Annotated in this window: 13 protein-coding genes and 1 riboswitch; of the genes, 5 read left to right on the top strand and 8 right to left on the bottom strand. The window is 65.1% G+C overall.

The window, feature by feature from the left end:
- Positions 1 to 2 precede the first annotated feature (2 nt).
- From nuoG to EB233_RS16520, 8 genes are all read right to left on the bottom strand, one after another.
- Positions 3 to 2084 (bottom strand): NADH-quinone oxidoreductase subunit NuoG, encoded by a 2082-nt coding sequence (gene nuoG / locus EB233_RS16555; protein WP_064988280.1) that lies wholly within the window; start codon positions 2082 to 2084, stop codon positions 3 to 5.
- Between the two features lie 73 nt (positions 2085 to 2157).
- The gene (locus tag EB233_RS16550) at positions 2158 to 2856 is read right to left on the bottom strand and encodes an NADH-quinone oxidoreductase subunit E (RefSeq protein ID WP_064988279.1); all 699 of its coding nucleotides are present in this window, start codon (positions 2854 to 2856) and stop codon (positions 2158 to 2160) included.
- Between the two features lie 61 nt (positions 2857 to 2917).
- A complete protein-coding gene (gene nuoF / locus EB233_RS16545) occupies positions 2918 to 4222 on the bottom strand; it encodes an NADH-quinone oxidoreductase subunit NuoF (RefSeq protein ID WP_064988278.1) in 1305 nt (434 codons plus the stop codon).
- Positions 4223 to 4233: 11 nt separating this feature from the next.
- Complete coding sequence (locus tag EB233_RS16540) at positions 4234 to 5514, bottom strand: NADH-quinone oxidoreductase subunit E (protein ID WP_064988277.1); 1281 nt, start codon at positions 5512 to 5514, stop codon at positions 4234 to 4236.
- Positions 5515 to 6705, bottom strand: a complete 1191-nt coding sequence (locus EB233_RS16535) for an NADH-quinone oxidoreductase subunit D (RefSeq protein ID WP_064988276.1) — start codon at positions 6703 to 6705, stop codon at positions 5515 to 5517.
- A 9-nt stretch (positions 6706 to 6714) separates the two neighbouring features.
- Positions 6715 to 7320 carry an NADH-quinone oxidoreductase subunit C gene (locus EB233_RS16530; RefSeq protein WP_064988275.1) on the bottom strand — a complete coding sequence of 202 codons (606 nt, stop codon included), beginning with the start codon at positions 7318 to 7320 and terminating at the stop codon, positions 6715 to 6717.
- A gap of 4 nt (positions 7321 to 7324) precedes the next feature.
- Positions 7325 to 7906, bottom strand: coding sequence for a NuoB/complex I 20 kDa subunit family protein (locus EB233_RS16525; RefSeq protein ID WP_015317338.1), 582 nt, complete (start codon positions 7904 to 7906; stop codon positions 7325 to 7327).
- Entirely contained in the window at positions 7897 to 8262 is a 366-nt protein-coding gene (locus EB233_RS16520; protein ID WP_010910112.1) for an NADH-quinone oxidoreductase subunit A, read from the bottom strand. The genes EB233_RS16525 and EB233_RS16520 overlap by 10 nt, the downstream gene beginning before the upstream one ends.
- Before the next feature lie 321 nt (positions 8263 to 8583).
- On the opposite strand from EB233_RS16520, the gene EB233_RS16515 reads away from it, so the two are divergent.
- From EB233_RS16515 to cobG, 5 genes are all read left to right on the top strand, one after another.
- Complete coding sequence (locus tag EB233_RS16515; RefSeq protein ID WP_064988274.1) at positions 8584 to 9783, top strand: winged helix-turn-helix domain-containing protein; 1200 nt, start codon at positions 8584 to 8586, stop codon at positions 9781 to 9783.
- A gap of 29 nt (positions 9784 to 9812) precedes the next feature.
- A riboswitch (cobalamin riboswitch) is annotated at positions 9813 to 10016 on the top strand.
- Positions 10017 to 10056: 40 nt separating this feature from the next.
- Positions 10057 to 10482, top strand: a complete 426-nt coding sequence (locus tag EB233_RS16510; RefSeq protein WP_064988802.1) for a DUF1636 family protein — start codon at positions 10057 to 10059, stop codon at positions 10480 to 10482.
- 2 nt (positions 10483 to 10484) lie between these two features.
- Positions 10485 to 11522 (top strand): cobalamin biosynthesis protein CobW, encoded by a 1038-nt coding sequence (cobW, locus tag EB233_RS16505; protein WP_027051243.1) that lies wholly within the window; start codon positions 10485 to 10487, stop codon positions 11520 to 11522.
- Between the two features lie 19 nt (positions 11523 to 11541).
- Positions 11542 to 14988 (top strand): cobaltochelatase subunit CobN, encoded by a 3447-nt coding sequence (gene cobN / locus EB233_RS16500; protein ID WP_064988273.1) that lies wholly within the window; start codon positions 11542 to 11544, stop codon positions 14986 to 14988.
- Positions 14985 to 16460: a precorrin-3B synthase gene (gene cobG / locus EB233_RS16495; protein WP_064988272.1), complete on the top strand. Its 1476-nt coding sequence runs from the start codon at positions 14985 to 14987 to the stop codon at positions 16458 to 16460. Before cobN ends, cobG begins: the two co-directional genes overlap by 4 nt.

Here is a 16460-nt window from a genome sequence, read left to right as displayed (position 1 = left end):
GCTTATTCCGCCGCCTGCTTGAAGCCGCTCTTGGCCAATGCCGAACATTCCGCCATCACGGCCGATGCCCGCGCGATCGGGTTGGTCAGGTAGAAATCCTTGACCGGCGAAGTGAAGGTGCCCTTGTTCAGCCGCCCGCCGAGCTTCGCCACGCGGGCGATATCCCCGGCATTGCCGGCCGCGACCTGGTCGATGCGCGCCAGATGCGGATATTCGCCATAAAGTTTCGCGCGCAGTTGCGGCAGCGAATCGAACGGCAGCTTCTTGCCCAGCACGTCGGAAAGAGCCCTGAGAATCGCCCAGTCCTCGCGCGCGTCGCCCGGGGCGAAACCGGCGCGGTTGGTCTGCTGGACGCGCCCTTCGGTGTTGACGTAGGTGCCCGACTTTTCCGTGTAGGCGGCGCCCGGCAGGATGACATTGGCGCGGTGCGCGCCGGCATCACCATGGGTGCCGACATAGACGACGAAGGCGCCGCCGGTCTCGCTCATGTCGATCTCGTCGGCGCCGAGCAGGAACAGCACGTCCGTCTCGCCCAGCATGCCGGAGACGTCCTTGCCGCCCTCGCCCGGCACGAAGCCGAGATCAAGGCCGCCGACACGCGCCGCCGCATTGTGCAGCACGGCAAAGCCGTTCCAGTCGGCGCGAGCGGCGTTCACGGCACCAGCGAGCTTGGCAGCCTGGCCGAGCACCGCCGCGCCATCGGCGCGCGCCAGCGCGCCCTGGCCGACGATAACAAGCGGATGCGTCGCCTTCTTCAGCGTCTGGAAGAACTTGCCATTGCCGTCAGCCAGATCCTTCAGCGACTCCGGCCCGGCGCCCAGCAATTCATACTCGTAGCGCGTATCGCCGACATCGCCGACGACGCCGACCGGCAGATTGCCGACCCGCCAGCGCTTGCGGATGCGAGCATTGAGCACCGAGGCTTCGAAGCGCGGATTGGCGCCGATGATCAGCACCGCGTCGGCCTGCTCGATGCCTTCGATGGTCGGGTTGAAGATGTAGCTTGCGCGGCCGAGCGCCGGATCGAGTGCGGCGCCATCCTGGCGGCAATCGGTGTTCCTGGAGCCGAGCGAAGCCATCAGCAGCTTCAGCGCGTAGATTTCCTCGACCGCCGCGAGATCGCCTGATATGGCGCCGATCTTCTCGGGCGTCGTCTTCGACACCGCATCCTTGATTGCGGCGAACGCTTCGGCCCAGCTCGCCGGAACCAGCTTGCCGTCCTTGCGCACATAGGGGCGGTCGAGGCGCTGCGTGCGCAGGCCGTCCCAGATGAAACGGGTCTTGTCGGAGATCCACTCCTCGTTCACCTGCTCGTTGACGCGCGGCAGGATGCGCATCACTTCGCGGCCGCGGCTGTCGATGCGGATCGCCGAGCCGACCGCGTCCATCACGTCGATGGATTCGGTCTTGGTCAGTTCCCACGGCCGCGCCTGGAAGGCGAAGGGCTTGGAGGTCAGCGCGCCGACGGGGCACAGGTCGATGACGTTGCCCTGCAGTTCCGAGGTCATCGCTTGTTCGAGATAGGTGGTGATCTCGGCGTCCTCGCCGCGACCGATCAGGCCGAGTTCGGAGATGCCGGCGACTTCGGTGGTGAAGCGGACGCAACGCGTGCAGTGGATGCAGCGGTTCATCACCGTCTTCACCAGCGGGCCGATATACTTGTCTTCGACAGCGCGCTTGTTCTCATGATAGCGCGAGGAATCGACGCCGAAAGCCATCGCCTGGTCCTGCAGGTCGCACTCGCCGCCCTGGTCGCAGATCGGACAGTCCAGCGGATGATTGATCAGCAGGAACTCCATCACGCCTTCCCGGGCCTTCTTGACCATCGGCGTGTTGGTGAAGATTTCAGGCGGTTCGCCATTCGGGCCGGGGCGCAGGTCGCGCACGCCCATAGCGCAGGAAGCTTGCGGCTTGGGCGGCCCGCCCTTCACCTCGATCAGGCACATGCGGCAATTGCCGGCGATCGACAGCCGCTCATGGAAGCAGAAGCGCGGCACTTCCGCGCCCGCGTCTTCCGCCGCCTGCAGCAGCGTGTAGTGGTCGGGTACAGTGATCTCTTTCCCGTCGACCTTGAGCTTTGCCATTCGCCTCAAACCTCTGCGGATTTCCCGCAATCTCATTTCCCGGGCGCGACAGACGCGGCGCCCGGCATTTCATTCACTTCTTCTTCGTTGCCAGCACGGCGGCTTGGGCAGTCCAGTCGTCGCGGCCGATGCGGCCGTTGAACGACAGATAGTCGTCGACCCAGGCGATCTCCTGCGGCGACCAGGCGGCGATCTGGGCATAGGTCCAGATACCAAGCCCGTTCAGAACCTTTTCCAGCTTCGGGCCGATGCCCGAGATCGCCTTGAGGTCGGACGGCTTCACCGGCTTGTCGATTGCCTTGGGCTGCCTGAAGTCCTCGGGCAGCAGCATATCGGCGGCCTCGCCGGCTGCCGGCGCCACATTCACCGCCGGCGCCGTGATGGCGGCTTCCTTGGCGGCGATGTCGGTGACCTCCTGGGCGAAGGACTGCGCCTCGGCAATCAAGGTCTTGGCCGTCACCCGCGCCTTGGTCGACGACGAGTTCGCGTCCTCGAACTGCTCGACGCGCGCCTCGAACTCCTCGATCAGCGGCTGTATCAGCCGCTGCGACGCCTCGGCGGCTCCCGAAAGTGCCCCCATCCAGACGCCGAATGCATGGTTGGCGAGCCCGACGCCAAGCGCCGACATCGCTGCCGCCCCGGCGACAGGATGCACGAAAAGGTTGACGGCGCTGGCCATCTCCTTCGGCATCATCCTGGTCAGGTCCTGGTTCATCTTCTCGAGCTGGTCCAAATTGGGCATCATTGGGTAGGGTGTCGAATACGGCGCCATAGAGTTCTCCTGGTCGTTTCTTCGTTCGCCCCGCCCCGTTATTCCGCAGTCACAAATCGGTCTATTCCGCCGCCACCATCGCTGGTTCGGCCCGGTGCGCGTTGCGCGAAAACTCGTCGATGCGGCGCTCCACCTCGCCGCGGAAATGCCGCATCAAGCCCTGGATCGGCCACGCCGCCGCATCACCCAGCGCACAGATCGTATGGCCCTCGACCTGCTTGGTGACGTCGAGCAGCATGTCGATCTCGCGCTTCTGCGCCTCGCCGCGCACCAGCCGCTCCATCACCCTCCACATCCAGCCGGTGCCTTCGCGGCACGGCGTGCACTGACCGCAGCTCTCATGTTTGTAGAAGTAGGACAGCCGCGCGATCGCCTTCACGACGTCAGTCGACTTGTCCATGACGATGACGGCCGCCGTGCCGAGGCCTGATTTCAGGTCGCGCAGTGCGTCGAAATCCATCGGCGTGTCGATGATCTGCTCGGCCGGCACCAGCGGCACCGAGGCACCGCCCGGAATCACCGCCAGGAGATTGTCCCAGCCGCCGCGAATACCGCCGCAATGCGTCTCGATCAGCTCGCGGAACGGGATCGACATCGCCTCTTCGACGGTGCACGGATTGTTGACGTGGCCGGAGACGCAGAACAGCTTTGTGCCGACATTGTTGGGCCGGCCGAAGGACGAGAACCACGCCGCACCCCGGCGCAGGATGGTCGGTGCCACTGCGATCGATTCGACATTGTTGACGGTGGTCGGGCAGCCATAGAGGCCGACATTGGCCGGGAATGGCGGCTTCAGCCTGGGCTGGCCCTTCTTGCCTTCAAGGCTTTCCAGCAGCGCTGTTTCCTCGCCGCAGATGTAGGCGCCGGCACCGTGATGCATGTAGACGTCGAAATCATAGCCCGAAGTGTTGTTCTTGCCGATCAGCTTGGCCTCATAGGCTTCCTCGATCGCGCGCTGCAGCGCCTCGCGCTCGCGGATGAACTCGCCGCGCACATAGATGTAGGCCGCGATAGCGCCCATGGCGAAACCGGCGAGCAACGCGCCCTCGACCAGCGTGTGCGGGTCATTGCGCAGGATGTCGCGGTCCTTGCAGGTGCCGGGCTCGGATTCGTCGGCATTGATGACGAGGTAGCTCGGCCGGCCGTCGCTCTGCTTCGGCATGAAAGACCATTTGAGGCCGGTCGGGAAGCCGGCGCCGCCACGGCCGCGCAGGCCCGACGCCTTCATCTCGTTGACAATCCACTCGCGCCCCTTGGCGACGAGGCCGGGCGTGTTGTCCCAGGCGCCGCGGGCCATCGCGCCGGCCAGCGACTTGTCGAAGAGGCCGTAGATGTTGGTGAAGATGCGGTCTTTGTCCTGAAGCATTTTTTGTATCCTCAGACCGGCTTCTTGCCGAAAACGCGGATGTATTCGGCGACGCCGCCCTTGGCGAGCGCCTTGGCCTGTTTGACCCAGTCGTCGCGCTCGATGCGTCCCTGGAAGGAGAGATAGCCGTCCACCCATTCACGCTCGGCCTTCTTCCAGGATGCGACCTGCGCGAAGGTGAAGATGCCCAGCTCGTGCAAAATGCCCTGGATCTTCGGGCCGACGCCGGAGATCAGCTTGAGGTCGTCGACCGCGGCCGGCCTGTCGATACCGGCCGGACGGTTCTTGTCCTCCAGCGACGGTTTCGCCGGCTTTGCCACCGGCACCTTGGCTTCCGGCGCCTTGAAGGCAGCAGCCGGCTCGGCCTTGGCCGTCGGCCCATTGCGTTGCTTGGCGACCTTCTCGACTTCCGGAGCCGCCTTGTTGGCGTTGGCGGCCGAATGCAGCGGCGCAGAAACGCTCGCGGCGTTCTCCGCAGCTGGTGCCACCTTGGCTTTCGAAGGCGTTTTCAAGGCAGGGCTGGTTTCCGGCGCATCGGTCTTCGGCTTGCTGGCATTGGACGGCGCGACGGGAGCGGCGGCGGGTGCCGGAACGGGCGCGGCGATGATCGCGTCAGGCGCCGCCTTGGCTGCCTTGGCTGCTTCCCTTGCTTCCCTGTCACGGGTCGACTTGAGAATCGCTTTTTCGCTCTTCAGCGTCGTCAGGCCGGAGGCCGGCTCCGAGCCGGTGCGGCCGTTTTGCGGCCCCGGCGCCACCGAAGCGCCCTTGCCGGCGTCATAGAGGTCGATGATTTCGGCCAGACGCTCCGGCGTCAGATCCTCGAACGTATCCTTGAACACCATGACCATCGGCGCATTGACGCAAGCGCCGAGACATTCGACCTCTTCCCACGACAAGGTGCCCTTGTCGTTGGTGTGGAACTGGTCGTGATGGATTTTGGAGCGGCACACATCCATCAGCGCTTCCGAGCCGCGCAGCATGCAGGGCGTGGTACCGCAGACCTGGATGTGCGCCCTAGTGCCCACCGGGTTGAGCTGGTATTGCGTGTAGAACGTCGCGACCTCGAGCCCGCGGATACGCGGCATGCCGAGCATATCGGAAATCGTCTCGATCGCCGCCTTGGTAACCCAGCCTTCCTGCTCCTGCGCAATCATCAGCAACGGTATGATCGCCGACTGCTCGCGGCCTTTCGGGTACTTCTTGATCCACTGCTTCGCAGCCGCGGCGTTCGCCCGGTTGAAGGCGAAGGACGCTGGCTGGACGCTGGCTTCTGCGAGACGGCGGACTGACATTTAGCGATCGACCTCACCAAACACGATGTCGAGGGAGCCGAGAACGGCGGTGACGTCGGCCAGCATGTGGCCGCGGCAGAGGAAATCCATGGCTTGCAGATGCGCGAAACCTGGTGCGCGCAGCTTGCAGCGGTAGGGCTTGTTGGAACCGTCGGAGACCAGATAGACGCCGAACTCGCCTTTCGGCGCCTCGACGGCGGCATAGACCTCGCCGGCCGGCACGCGATAGCCCTCGGTGTAGAGCTTGAAATGATGGATCAGCGCTTCCATCGAGCGCTTCATCGCCGCGCGCTTCGGCGGCACCACCTTGCCGTCGAGGTTCGACACCGGGCCGGTGCTTTCCTTACCGAGCAAGAGATCGACGCACTGGCGCATGATCCGCGCCGACTGGCGCATTTCTTCCATGCGCACGAGATAACGGTCGTAGCAGTCGCCGTTCTTGCCGATGGGGATGTCGAAATCCATTTCCGAATAGCATTCATAGGGCTGCGACTTGCGCAGATCCCACGGCGAGCCGGAACCGCGCACCATGACGCCCGAAAAACCCCAGGCCCAGGCATCGGCCAGCGATACGATGCCGATATCGACATTGCGCTGCTTGAAGATGCGGTTGCCGGTCAGCAACTTGTCCAGGTCGTCGATCGACTTGAGGAACGGGTCGATCCACTTGCCGATGTCCTCGACCAGCTGGCGCGGCAGGTCCTGGTGGACGCCGCCGGGGCGGAAATAGGCGGCATGCATGCGCGAGCCGGAGGCGCGCTCATAGAACACCATCAGCTTTTCGCGTTCGACGAAGCCCCATAGCGGCGGCGTCAGCGCGCCGACGTCCATGGCCTGCGTCGTCACATTGAGGATGTGCGACATGATGCGGCCGATTTCGCAATAGAGCACGCGGATCAGCTGGCCGCGCTTCGGCACCTCGATGCCGAGCAGGCGCTCGGCGGCGAGCGCGAAGGCATGCTCCTGGTTCATCGGCGCGCAATAGTCGAGCCGGTCGAGGTAAGGCACCGCCTGCAGATAGGTTTTTGCCTCGATCAGCTTTTCGGTGCCGCGATGCAAAAGTCCGATATGCGGATCGACGCGATCGACGACTTCGCCGTCCAGCTCCAGCACCAGGCGCAAAACGCCGTGCGCCGCAGGGTGTTGCGGGCCAAAGTTGATGTTGAAATTGCGGACGGAGGTTTCAGCCATTGTGGCGCCTCAATTCGTCTTGGCTTTTTCGTCCCCGGGCAGCACGTAGTCGGTGCCTTCCCAAGGGGAAAGAAAATCGAAATTGCGGAATTCCTGCTTGAGCTCGACCGGCTCATAGATGACGCGCTTGGCTTCGTCGTCGTAGCGCACCTCGACGAAACCGGTCAGCGGGAAATCCTTGCGCAGCGGATGGCCTTCGAAACCGTAGTCGGTCAAAAGCCGGCGCAGGTCGGGATGGCCCGAGAACAGCACGCCATAGAGATCGTAAGTCTCGCGCTCGAACCAGTCGGCACCCGGGAAAACGCCGGTGATCGACGGCACCATCGTGTCTTCGTCGGCCTGCACCTTGACGCGGATGCGCACGTTCTGCTTCGGCGACAGCAGGTGGTAGACGACGTCGAAGCGCTTGGCCCGCGACGGATAGTCGGCGCCGCAGACATCGATGATGGAGATGAACTGGCAGCGCGCGTCGTCACGCAGGAAGGTCACCACTTCGATGAGGTCGCCCGGGTCGACATGGATGGTGAGTTCGCCATAGGCCAGCACCGCGTCATTGACGCGGTCGATCAGCTTCTCGCCGAGATAAGTCGACAGTTCGCTTAGGGAAGCAGCCATGGATTTACCGTTCGATCGTGCCGGTGCGGCGGATTTTCTTCTGCAGGAGAAGAATGCCGTAGAGCAAAGCTTCGGCGCTCGGCGGGCAGCCGGGCACATAGATGTCGACCGGCACGACGCGGTCGCAGCCGCGCACCACCGAATAGGAATAGTGGTAATAGCCGCCGCCATTGGCGCACGAGCCCATCGAGATGACGTAGCGCGGCTCCGGCATCTGGTCGTAGACCTTGCGCAGCGCTGGCGCCATCTTGTTGGTAAGCGTGCCGGCGACGATCATGATGTCGGACTGGCGCGGGGACGCGCGCGGCGCGACGCCGAAGCGCTCCGAATCGTAGCGCGGCATCGAGGTGTGGATCATTTCGACCGCGCAGCACGCCAGACCGAAGGTCATGAACATCAGCGAGCCGCTACGCGCCCAGGTGATCAGCGCCTCGGTCGAGGTGACCAGGAACCCCTTGTCGGCGAGCTCATTGTTGATTTCGAGGAAGAAGGGATCGTCCTCCCCCACCGGCCGGCCGGTGTTGGGATCGATAATGCCCTTCGGCTTCGGCGCGACGAGGGTGCCTGAACTGTCGTTCAATCCCATTCCAGCGCTCCTTTTTTCCATTCATAGGCAAAGCCGATGGTCAGCACTGCCAAAAACACCATCATCGACCAGAAGCCGAGCATGCCTATCTTCGAGAAGGACACCGCCCAGGGAAACAGGAAGGCCACTTCGAGGTCGAAGATGATGAACAGGATCGACACCAGGTAGAAGCGGATGTCGAATTTCATGCGGGCGTCGTCGAACGAGTTGAAACCGCACTCGTAGGCGGAAAGCTTTTCGGGATCGGGATTGCGGTAGGCCACCAGGAACGGTGCGGCCAGCAGCGCCAGGCCGACGACCAGTGCCACGCCGATGAACAGGACGATGGGCAGGTACGAACTGAGGAGTGCGTTCATGCAGCGGCTTTCCGTTGGCGCCAATCCACTTTGATTACAGCACCGGACCTTAATGCGGAAGCGTGACAGTTTAACCGCTGAACCGTTTTAAGGGCCTATGCTGCAACGCGGCGAGGGTTAGCGCAGCACTTCCAGCGAAGCAAGTCAAACCTTGTTCAAAACACCGAGCTGGACGGCATTACAGGAGAAACTGGTACGATCGGCTCCTGTTTGATTTCCTTCATTTTTTACTCCACTTTTCTCTCCTGACAGGATAGCCGCCAAAACCCTGCTAGCATGGGCTGGAATCACCATCCAAATCACCCGCAGAGTGACGTTTGCATGAAGGAAAAGATCTCGCTCGCCACCGCCCGGCGCATCGCGCTTGCCGCCCAGGGGTTTCTCGATCCCCGCCCAAGTGGCACACCCGACCGCCGCCACTTCGCCCGGGTGCTCTCGCGCACCGGCCTGCTGCAGATCGATTCCGTCAGCGCCGTGGTGCGCGCTCACTACATGCCGCTCTACTCGCGGCTCGGCCCCTACCCGCTCGCTCTGCTCGACAATGCCGCCGTGACGCGCAAGCGCACGGTTTTCGAATACTGGGCGCACGAAGCCTCGTTCCTGCCGGTCGAGACCTACCCGCTGATGCGCTGGCGCATGAAGCGTGCCGAGCAGGGCGACGAGATGTATCTGGGGCTGGCCAAATGGGGCCGCGAGCACGCCGCGTATATAGAAGAGATCTACCGCGAGGTCGTCGCGCGCGGCCCGATCGCCGCTTCGGCGCTGGAAGGCCAGAAAGGTTCGGGCGGCTGGTGGGGCTGGAGCCATGCCAAGCATGCCTTCGAATGGCTGTTCTGGGCCGGCCGCATCACCACCGCGCACCGCCGCGGCTTCGAGCGCTTCTATGATCTGCCCGAGCGCGTGCTGCCGCAGGCGATCCTCGATCTGCCGGTGCCGGCAGCCGAGGACGCGCACCGCGAACTGCTGCGAATTTCCGCCCGCGCCCACGGCATCGCGACATCGGGCGATTTGCGCGACTATTTCCGCCTGTCGCCGGCCGACATGAAGGGCCGGCTGGAGGAGTTGGTCGAGTTGGGCGAGTTGCTGCCGGTGCGTGTCGAAGGCTGGGACAAGCCGGCTTACCTTCACAAGGACGCCCGTCTGCCCCGGAAAGTCGAAGCTCGTGCCCTTCTCGCCCCCTTCGATCCCGTCGTCTTCGAACGCTCGCGCTCGGAGCGGCTGTTCGACTTCCACTACCGCATCGAGATCTACACGCCCGCCGAGAAACGCCAATACGGCTACTACGTCCTGCCCTTCCTGCTCGGCGACCGGATCGTCGCGCGCGTCGATCTCAAGGCCGACCGGCCAGCGAGCGTGCTGCGCGTCCACGCCGCCTACGCCGAGCCCGGCGCACCGCCCGAAACGGCGGCTCCGCTGTTCGAGGAACTGAAGCAGATGCAGGACTGGCTTGGCCTTGAGCGTATGGAAGTGACGCCGGCCGGCGATCTGGGCCCGGCGCTGGCCGACATCGCAGTGTCGTAAGCCCGCGTTGACACCGCCACCCGCAAAAGCCTAAATCCGATCCAGACGGTCCCTTGCCCGCAACGGCAAGGGCTAAGAGGGAATGCGGTGCGGGATGAAAATCTCAAATCCGTGGCTGTCCCCGCAACTGTAAGCGAAGAGCCAAGGCCGAAAGCCACTGGGAGGTTCCCGGGAAGGCGGCACCAAGGCGATGACCCGCGAGCCAGGAGACCTGCCGTCTGCGACAAAAGAATCCGATCGCCCGGCGGGTTTCCGGGCAAGGAGCCCGGCTTTTTGGACCAGAACAGCAGTTTTTCGGCTGGCACAGCGGATATCCGGTCCGCCAACGGCGACGCCTTGGCCGAGGTCACGGTCATTGTCTGTGCTTCCTGCCGTGACGAAACCGGCTCGGATGCCCATCCTCGCGCCGGCGAACTGCTGGCTGATGACACACGGCGAGCCGCATCGGGCGAAGTCCGCGTCCGCACCGTCGAGTGTCTCGGCAATTGCAAGCGAAGGCTTAGTGCCGCGATCCTTCGCGACGGTTGCTGGAGCTATGTCTTCGGCGACCTGACCGCGGCCAGCGGCGCCGACCTCGTCACCGGCGCCAAACTTTTCGCCACGTCGACCGACGGCCTCATCCCTTGGCGCGGCCGGCCCGATTCCCTCAAGCGCGGCCTCGTGGCCCGCATTCCTCCCCTCGACCTGTTGAAGGATTGATCATGAGCGCCTCCCTATCCCGCGTCCCGTGCACCGTCGTCACCGGCTTCCTCGGCGCCGGCAAGACGACGCTGGTCCGCCATCTCCTGGAGAACGCCGGCGGCAAGCGCATTGCCATCATCGTCAACGAGTTCGGAGACATCGGCATCGACGGCGAAATCCTCAAAGGTTGCGGCATCGACACCTGCCCGGAGGAAAATATCGTCGAACTGGCCAATGGCTGCATCTGCTGCACCGTCGCCGACGATTTCGTGCCGGCGCTCGACCAGATCCTGTCGCTGACGCCGAAGGTTGACCACATCCTGATCGAGACCTCGGGCCTGGCTTTGCCCAAGCCCCTGGTCCAGGCTTTCCAGTGGCCGACGGTGAAGAGCCGCGTGACCGTCGACGGCGTCATTGCCGTGGTCGATGGTCCCGCACTTGCCGAAGGCCGTGTCGCCAACGACATGGACGCCCTGCAGGCGCAGCGTGCCGGAGATGACAGCCTCGACCATGACGACCCGGTGGAGGAAGTGTTCGAAGATCAGATCGCCTGCGCCGACCTGATCATCCTGTCTAAAAGCGACCTTATGGACGCCGCCGGCTCGGCCCGCGCCAACGCCATTATCGGCGAACATTCCGCCCGCGCCGTGCAGGTCGTGCCGACCTCGCACGGCAAGGTCGATCCTTCGGTTCTGCTTGGGCTCGGTCTCGCCGTCGAGGATGACATCGAGAACCGCAAGTCGCATCACGACGGCGCATTCGACCATGAGCATGACGATTTCGACACCTTCATCGTCGACATCCCCTCGATCGCCAATCCGGACGAACTGGCCAAGCGCGTCGCCACTGCGGCCGAACAGGAAAACGTTCTGCGCGTGAAAGGCTTCGTAGAGGTCGGCGGCAAGCCGATGAGGCTCCTGCTGCAGGCCGTCGGCCCACGCGTCAATCACTATTACGACCGCGCCTGGACGGCCGAGGACGACCGGCGGTCGCGCCTCGTCGTCATCGGCCTCAAGGGGCTGAACCGCCCGGCGATCGAGCGTATACTCGCCGGCTGATTTTCAGGCACGGGCCGCGATGCACATTCTCACCACGACATCCGCCTCGCTCGACGATCTCGCCGAGCCGGTCGATCTGCGGCAGACCCCGGCGGATATCGTGGCGCTGTCCTTCACCGACAGCGACCTCGCCGGCCTGGCGACAGCGTGGAAGGCGGATGCCGGCCGCTTGCCGTCTATGCGGCTCGCGGCATTGCGCGACCTGCGCCATCCCATGTCGGTCGACCTCTGGATCGACAGCGTCGCCCGTCACGCCAAGATCATCCTGGTGCGCATTCTCGGCGGCTACGACTGGTGGCGCTATGGATGCGACCAGCTTGCATCGATCGCCCACGAACGCGGCATAAAACTGGCGTTGCTTCCCGGTGAAAGCCACGACGAGGATGTCAGGCTGATCGAGGCCTCGACGCTGCCGCGCGAGGAATTGGACGGTCTGCTCAGCTATTTTCGCGAGGGCGGCCCGGCTAATATGGCAGCGCTGATGCAGCGGCTGGCGGGGCTGGCCGGGTCGCAAGTGGATATCGTCGAGCCCGTCGCAGTACCAAAAGCTGGTTACTACGAGCCCAACCGCGGCGTCATCCCCCTCCCCCTTGAGGGGAGGGTCCGGCCGCAGGCCGGGGGTGGGGTCCTCTCCGAGGCGCGCCTGCCTAAAGGAGCGCCGAACCCGGTCGCACCGACCCCACCCGGCCCTGCGGGCCACCCTCCCCTCGAGGGGGAGGGAAAGGTCGTGCCGATCCTCTTTTATCGCTCGATGCTGTTGGCCGCCGACGTCGCGCCGATCGACGCCCTCGTTGAAGCGCTGCGCCAACGCGGCATGCGCGCCGTCCCCATCTTCGTCTCCAGCCTGAAGGACCCGGCGTCACTCGCCGTCGTGGAAACAGCCCTCGCCACGCTTCAGCCCGCCGCCATCATTACAGCCACGGCCTTCGCCTCAGGCGCCGAACCGGGCGTCGAAACCCTGTTCGACCGGGCCGGCGTGCCTGTCTTCCAGGTCATCGTCGCCACCACCCGCCGCGATGCCTGGGAAAACAACCAGCGCGGCCTGGCGCCAGCCGACCTCGCCATGCATGTCGTGCTGCCCGAGCTCGACGGCCGCATCCTGGCCGGCGCCATTTCCTTCAAGGGCGAGAGCGATGTCGATCCAGCCCTTGGGCACCGCGCCTTCGCCAACCGGCCGGAACCGGATCGCGTGGCGCAGGTGGCGGACCGCGTCGCGGCGTTCATCAAGTTGCGGGAGACGGCCCGGGCGTCGCGCAAGCTGGCCATCCTTATCCCAGATTATCCGAGCGCGCCGGGGCGAACCGGCTACGCCGTCGGATTGGATGTGCCGTCCAGCGTGCTGGCCATGCTGCAAGACCTCCGCGAACATGGTTATGCGGTTGAGGGGATTCCGGAGACGCCGCGTGAGTTGCTGGGGTTGCTGGGTGTGGGCGATCAGGGTTTGAGCCTGGACGACTATATCGAGTTCTCGAAAGGCTTGCCGCCTGAGGCTAGTGCTGCGGTAGAAGCCGCTTGGGGCAAGGCAGAAGAGACACAAAGCTTCCCCTTCCGCGCCGCCACCTTCGGTAACATCACTGTCGCCCTGGCCCCCGATCGTGGCCGATCCGCCGATCGCCGCGCCGATTACCATGATCCAACGCTCCCCCCGCGCCATGCCTTGCTTGCCTTCGGCCTGTGGCTGCGCAAATCGCTCGGCATCCATGCGCTGATCCATGTCGGCGCCCATGGCACGCTGGAATGGCTTCCGGGAAAGACCGTTGCGCTGTCGCAAGCCTGCTTCCCCGAGATCGTCACCGGTGCCGTGCCGGTCATCTATCCCTTCATTGTCTCCAATCCCGGCGAGGCGGCACAGGCGAAGCGCCGCATCGCCGCCGTCACCCTCGGCCATCTGCCGCCTTCGCTGACCGGCGCCGGGCTCGACGAGGATCAGCACAAGCTCGAACGCCTGGTCGACGAATATGCCCAGGCCGATGGCCTCGACCGCCGTCGCCGCGACCGCTTGGCGAAACTGATCGTCGACACGGCGCAGAAAACCGGCCTCGCCTCCGAAGCCGGTGTCGCCACAACCGACGCGCCGGACGAGGCGCTGCGCCGCATCGATGCCTGGCTCTGCGACCTCAAGGATTTCGCCATCAAGGACGGGCTGCATGTCTATGGCCGCGCGGCCGAAGGCGAACCCGACGCCATGCGCCGGCAAAGCGCGGAGGTCGAGAAGGCGGCGCTGCTTGCCGCGCTCGATGGCCGTCACGTCAAGGCCGGCCCGGCCGGCGCCCCGGCGCGTGGACGCTCCGACGTGCTGCCGACGGGCCGCAACCTGTTCACCTCGGACCCGCGCACCATGCCGACGCCGACCGCCTATGATCTCGGCAGGGCCGCGGCGGAGGAAGTGGTGCGCGGCTACATGCAATCGCATGGTGACTGGCCGCGTTCGCTGGTCATCGACCTCTGGGGGTCGGCCTCGCTGCGCACCGGCGGCGAGGAGATCGCGCAAGGCCTGGCGCTGATGGGCTGCCGGCCGCAGTGGGATGCCGCCACCGGCCGCGTCACCGGCATCGAGGTACTGCCGCCGGCCACGCTCGGCCGCCCGCGCGTCGACGTCACGTGGCGCATATCGGGCCTGTTCCGCGACATGTTTCCGACCCAGATCGCGCTGATCGATGCCGCCGCCAACGCCGTTGCCGCGCGCGACGAGGACGATTCGGAAAACCCGCTGGCGGCAAAAACCCGCGCCGACGGCAAGGTAAGCCCGCGTATCTTCGGCACCTCGCCCGGGACCTATGGCGCGGGCGTCGAGGATCTCCTGTCGAGTGGCGATTGGGGCGCGCGCGAAGAGATCGGTCGCGCCTATCTCGACGCGACATCGCATGCCTATGGTGGCGCCGGCGGTGAAGGCATCCCCGCGCCTGGCGCTTTCGAAGGGCGCCTCGCCGAGGCCGACCTGCTTGTCCACACCGGCGACGATCCCGGCCGCGACATCCTGGAAGGCTCCGCCGACGTCGCCTTCATCGGCGGTTTTTCGGCAGCACTCGTCGCGCTGGGCCGCAATGCCGACGTCATCGTGCTCGACACGACGGACCCGCAAAAGCCGAAACCGCGCTCGGTCGGCGAGGCCGTGTCGCGCGTCGTGCGCGCCCGCGCCGTCAATGCCCGCTTCATATCGGGCCAGATGCGCCACGGCCCGCGCGGCGCCTCCGAATTCGCCGAGACGGTCGACCGCCTGGTAGGCTTCGCCGAAACCACTCACGCTATTTCGGGCGCGCTGATCGAGGCCGTGCACGATGCCTATGTCGGGGATCCCGAGGTGCGCGCCTTCATCCTGCGCGAAAACCCTGCCGCCGCGAAAGTCATTGCCGAGCGTTTCCTGTCGGCGCGCCGGCGCGGCCTCTGGCACCCCTTGCGCAATTCCATCGACGACGATCTGGCCGCGCTGATTGCCGAGGCCGAGGCACTGGGAGTGGCGGCATGAATGCCTTCTCGCGCCGTGGCGCCTGCCCCGCTTTGTCAGCGCCTATGCAGACCGGGGACGGGCTGCTGGTGCGGCTCAACCCAGTCGATGGAGGCTTCACGGCGAAGCTGTTGATCGCACTGGCCGAATCCGCCCTGCGGCACGGCAACGGCATCATGGAAGTCACCGCGCGCGGCAGTTTGCAGATACGTGGCCTCACAGCGCAGACCGCGCCGCTCTTGGCGGCGGAAGTCGATGCGCTGGGCATTGCGGTGCGGACCGGCGTGCCGGTGGAGACAGGGCCGCTGGCGGGTATCGACCCGCGGGAGATCGCCAATCCACGACCCGTGGCTGAGCGGATCAGGGCGGCGATCGAGGAAGCGGGGCTGACGCAACGGCTCGGGCCGAAAGTGTCGGTGGTTGTCGACGGCGGCGGGCAACTCACGCTCGATGAGGTGACGGCCGATGTACGGCTCTTGGCGGTTCGCGCCGACAAAGACACCGTTTGGCGCGTGTCGGTTGCCGGCGACGGTCGAAACGCGACGCTTCTGGCAATGGTCGATGCGGGTGCTGCTAGGGATATCGCCGTTGCTGCGCTCAGGATGATCGCTGAAAAAGGCCGTGAAGCGCATGCGAGGGACTTGTCGGAGAGGCAGATGATGTCTCTGGCGGGTTGGCTACGCTTGACAGGTTTGCGCGAGGCGCCCCCCTCTGTCCTGCCGGACATCTCCCCCACAAGGGGGGAGATTGCTCATTCCCGCTCGCCTTCGCCAATTTCCATGGCTGAGGAGGAAAAGCCGACGCCGGAACTGCCGATCTCCCCCCAAGTGGGGGAGATGTCCGGCAGGACAGAGGGGGGCGCCTCGCGCAGCCCTATCGGCCTTTTCAACTTAGCAGGCCACGCCCTAGCCCTCGGCATAGCCCTGCCCTTCGGTAGCATGCCTGCGCAGAAGATGATCGCTCTCGCAAAAAGTGCCCTCACCCTCGGCACGACCGAAATCCGCCTCGCCCCGGGCCGCGCCTTGCTCTTCCTCGGCCAGCCGCCGCATGCCAACCAGTCCCTCCAGGACACAGCCGCCGCCCTCGGCTTCGTCACCTCCCCCACCGACCCGCGAACCCGCGTCGCCGCTTGCCCCGGCACGCCCGCCTGCGCTTCCGGCCGTATCGCAACGCGCGACCTCGCCGAAACCATCGCCGCCGAAAACGCCGATATTCTCGACTTCATTTTGCACATTTCCGGCTGCGCCAAGGGCTGCGCCCACCCCGGCCCGGCACCGCTGACAATCGTCGGCGGCGAAAATGGAGCCGGACTTGTCGTGAACGCGACGGCAAAGGCCCTTCCTGCGGGCTACAGGCCGGGCTATGACGCCGCGCGCGGCATAAGCCGCGTCGCGGCGATGATCAGCAGCGCACGATTTCAGGGCGAAACCGCCGCCGCTTGCCTGACAAGGCTCGGGCCGGCGGCAATCGCCAAAACTTACCAGCAGGAATGA

It is taken from the genome of Mesorhizobium erdmanii (assembly GCF_013170725.1).
In the GTDB taxonomy this organism is placed as follows: domain Bacteria; phylum Pseudomonadota; class Alphaproteobacteria; order Rhizobiales; family Rhizobiaceae; genus Mesorhizobium; species Mesorhizobium erdmanii.
Note: the sequence above shows the minus strand (reverse complement) of the source record. Positions and strands in the feature narration are given on the sequence as shown.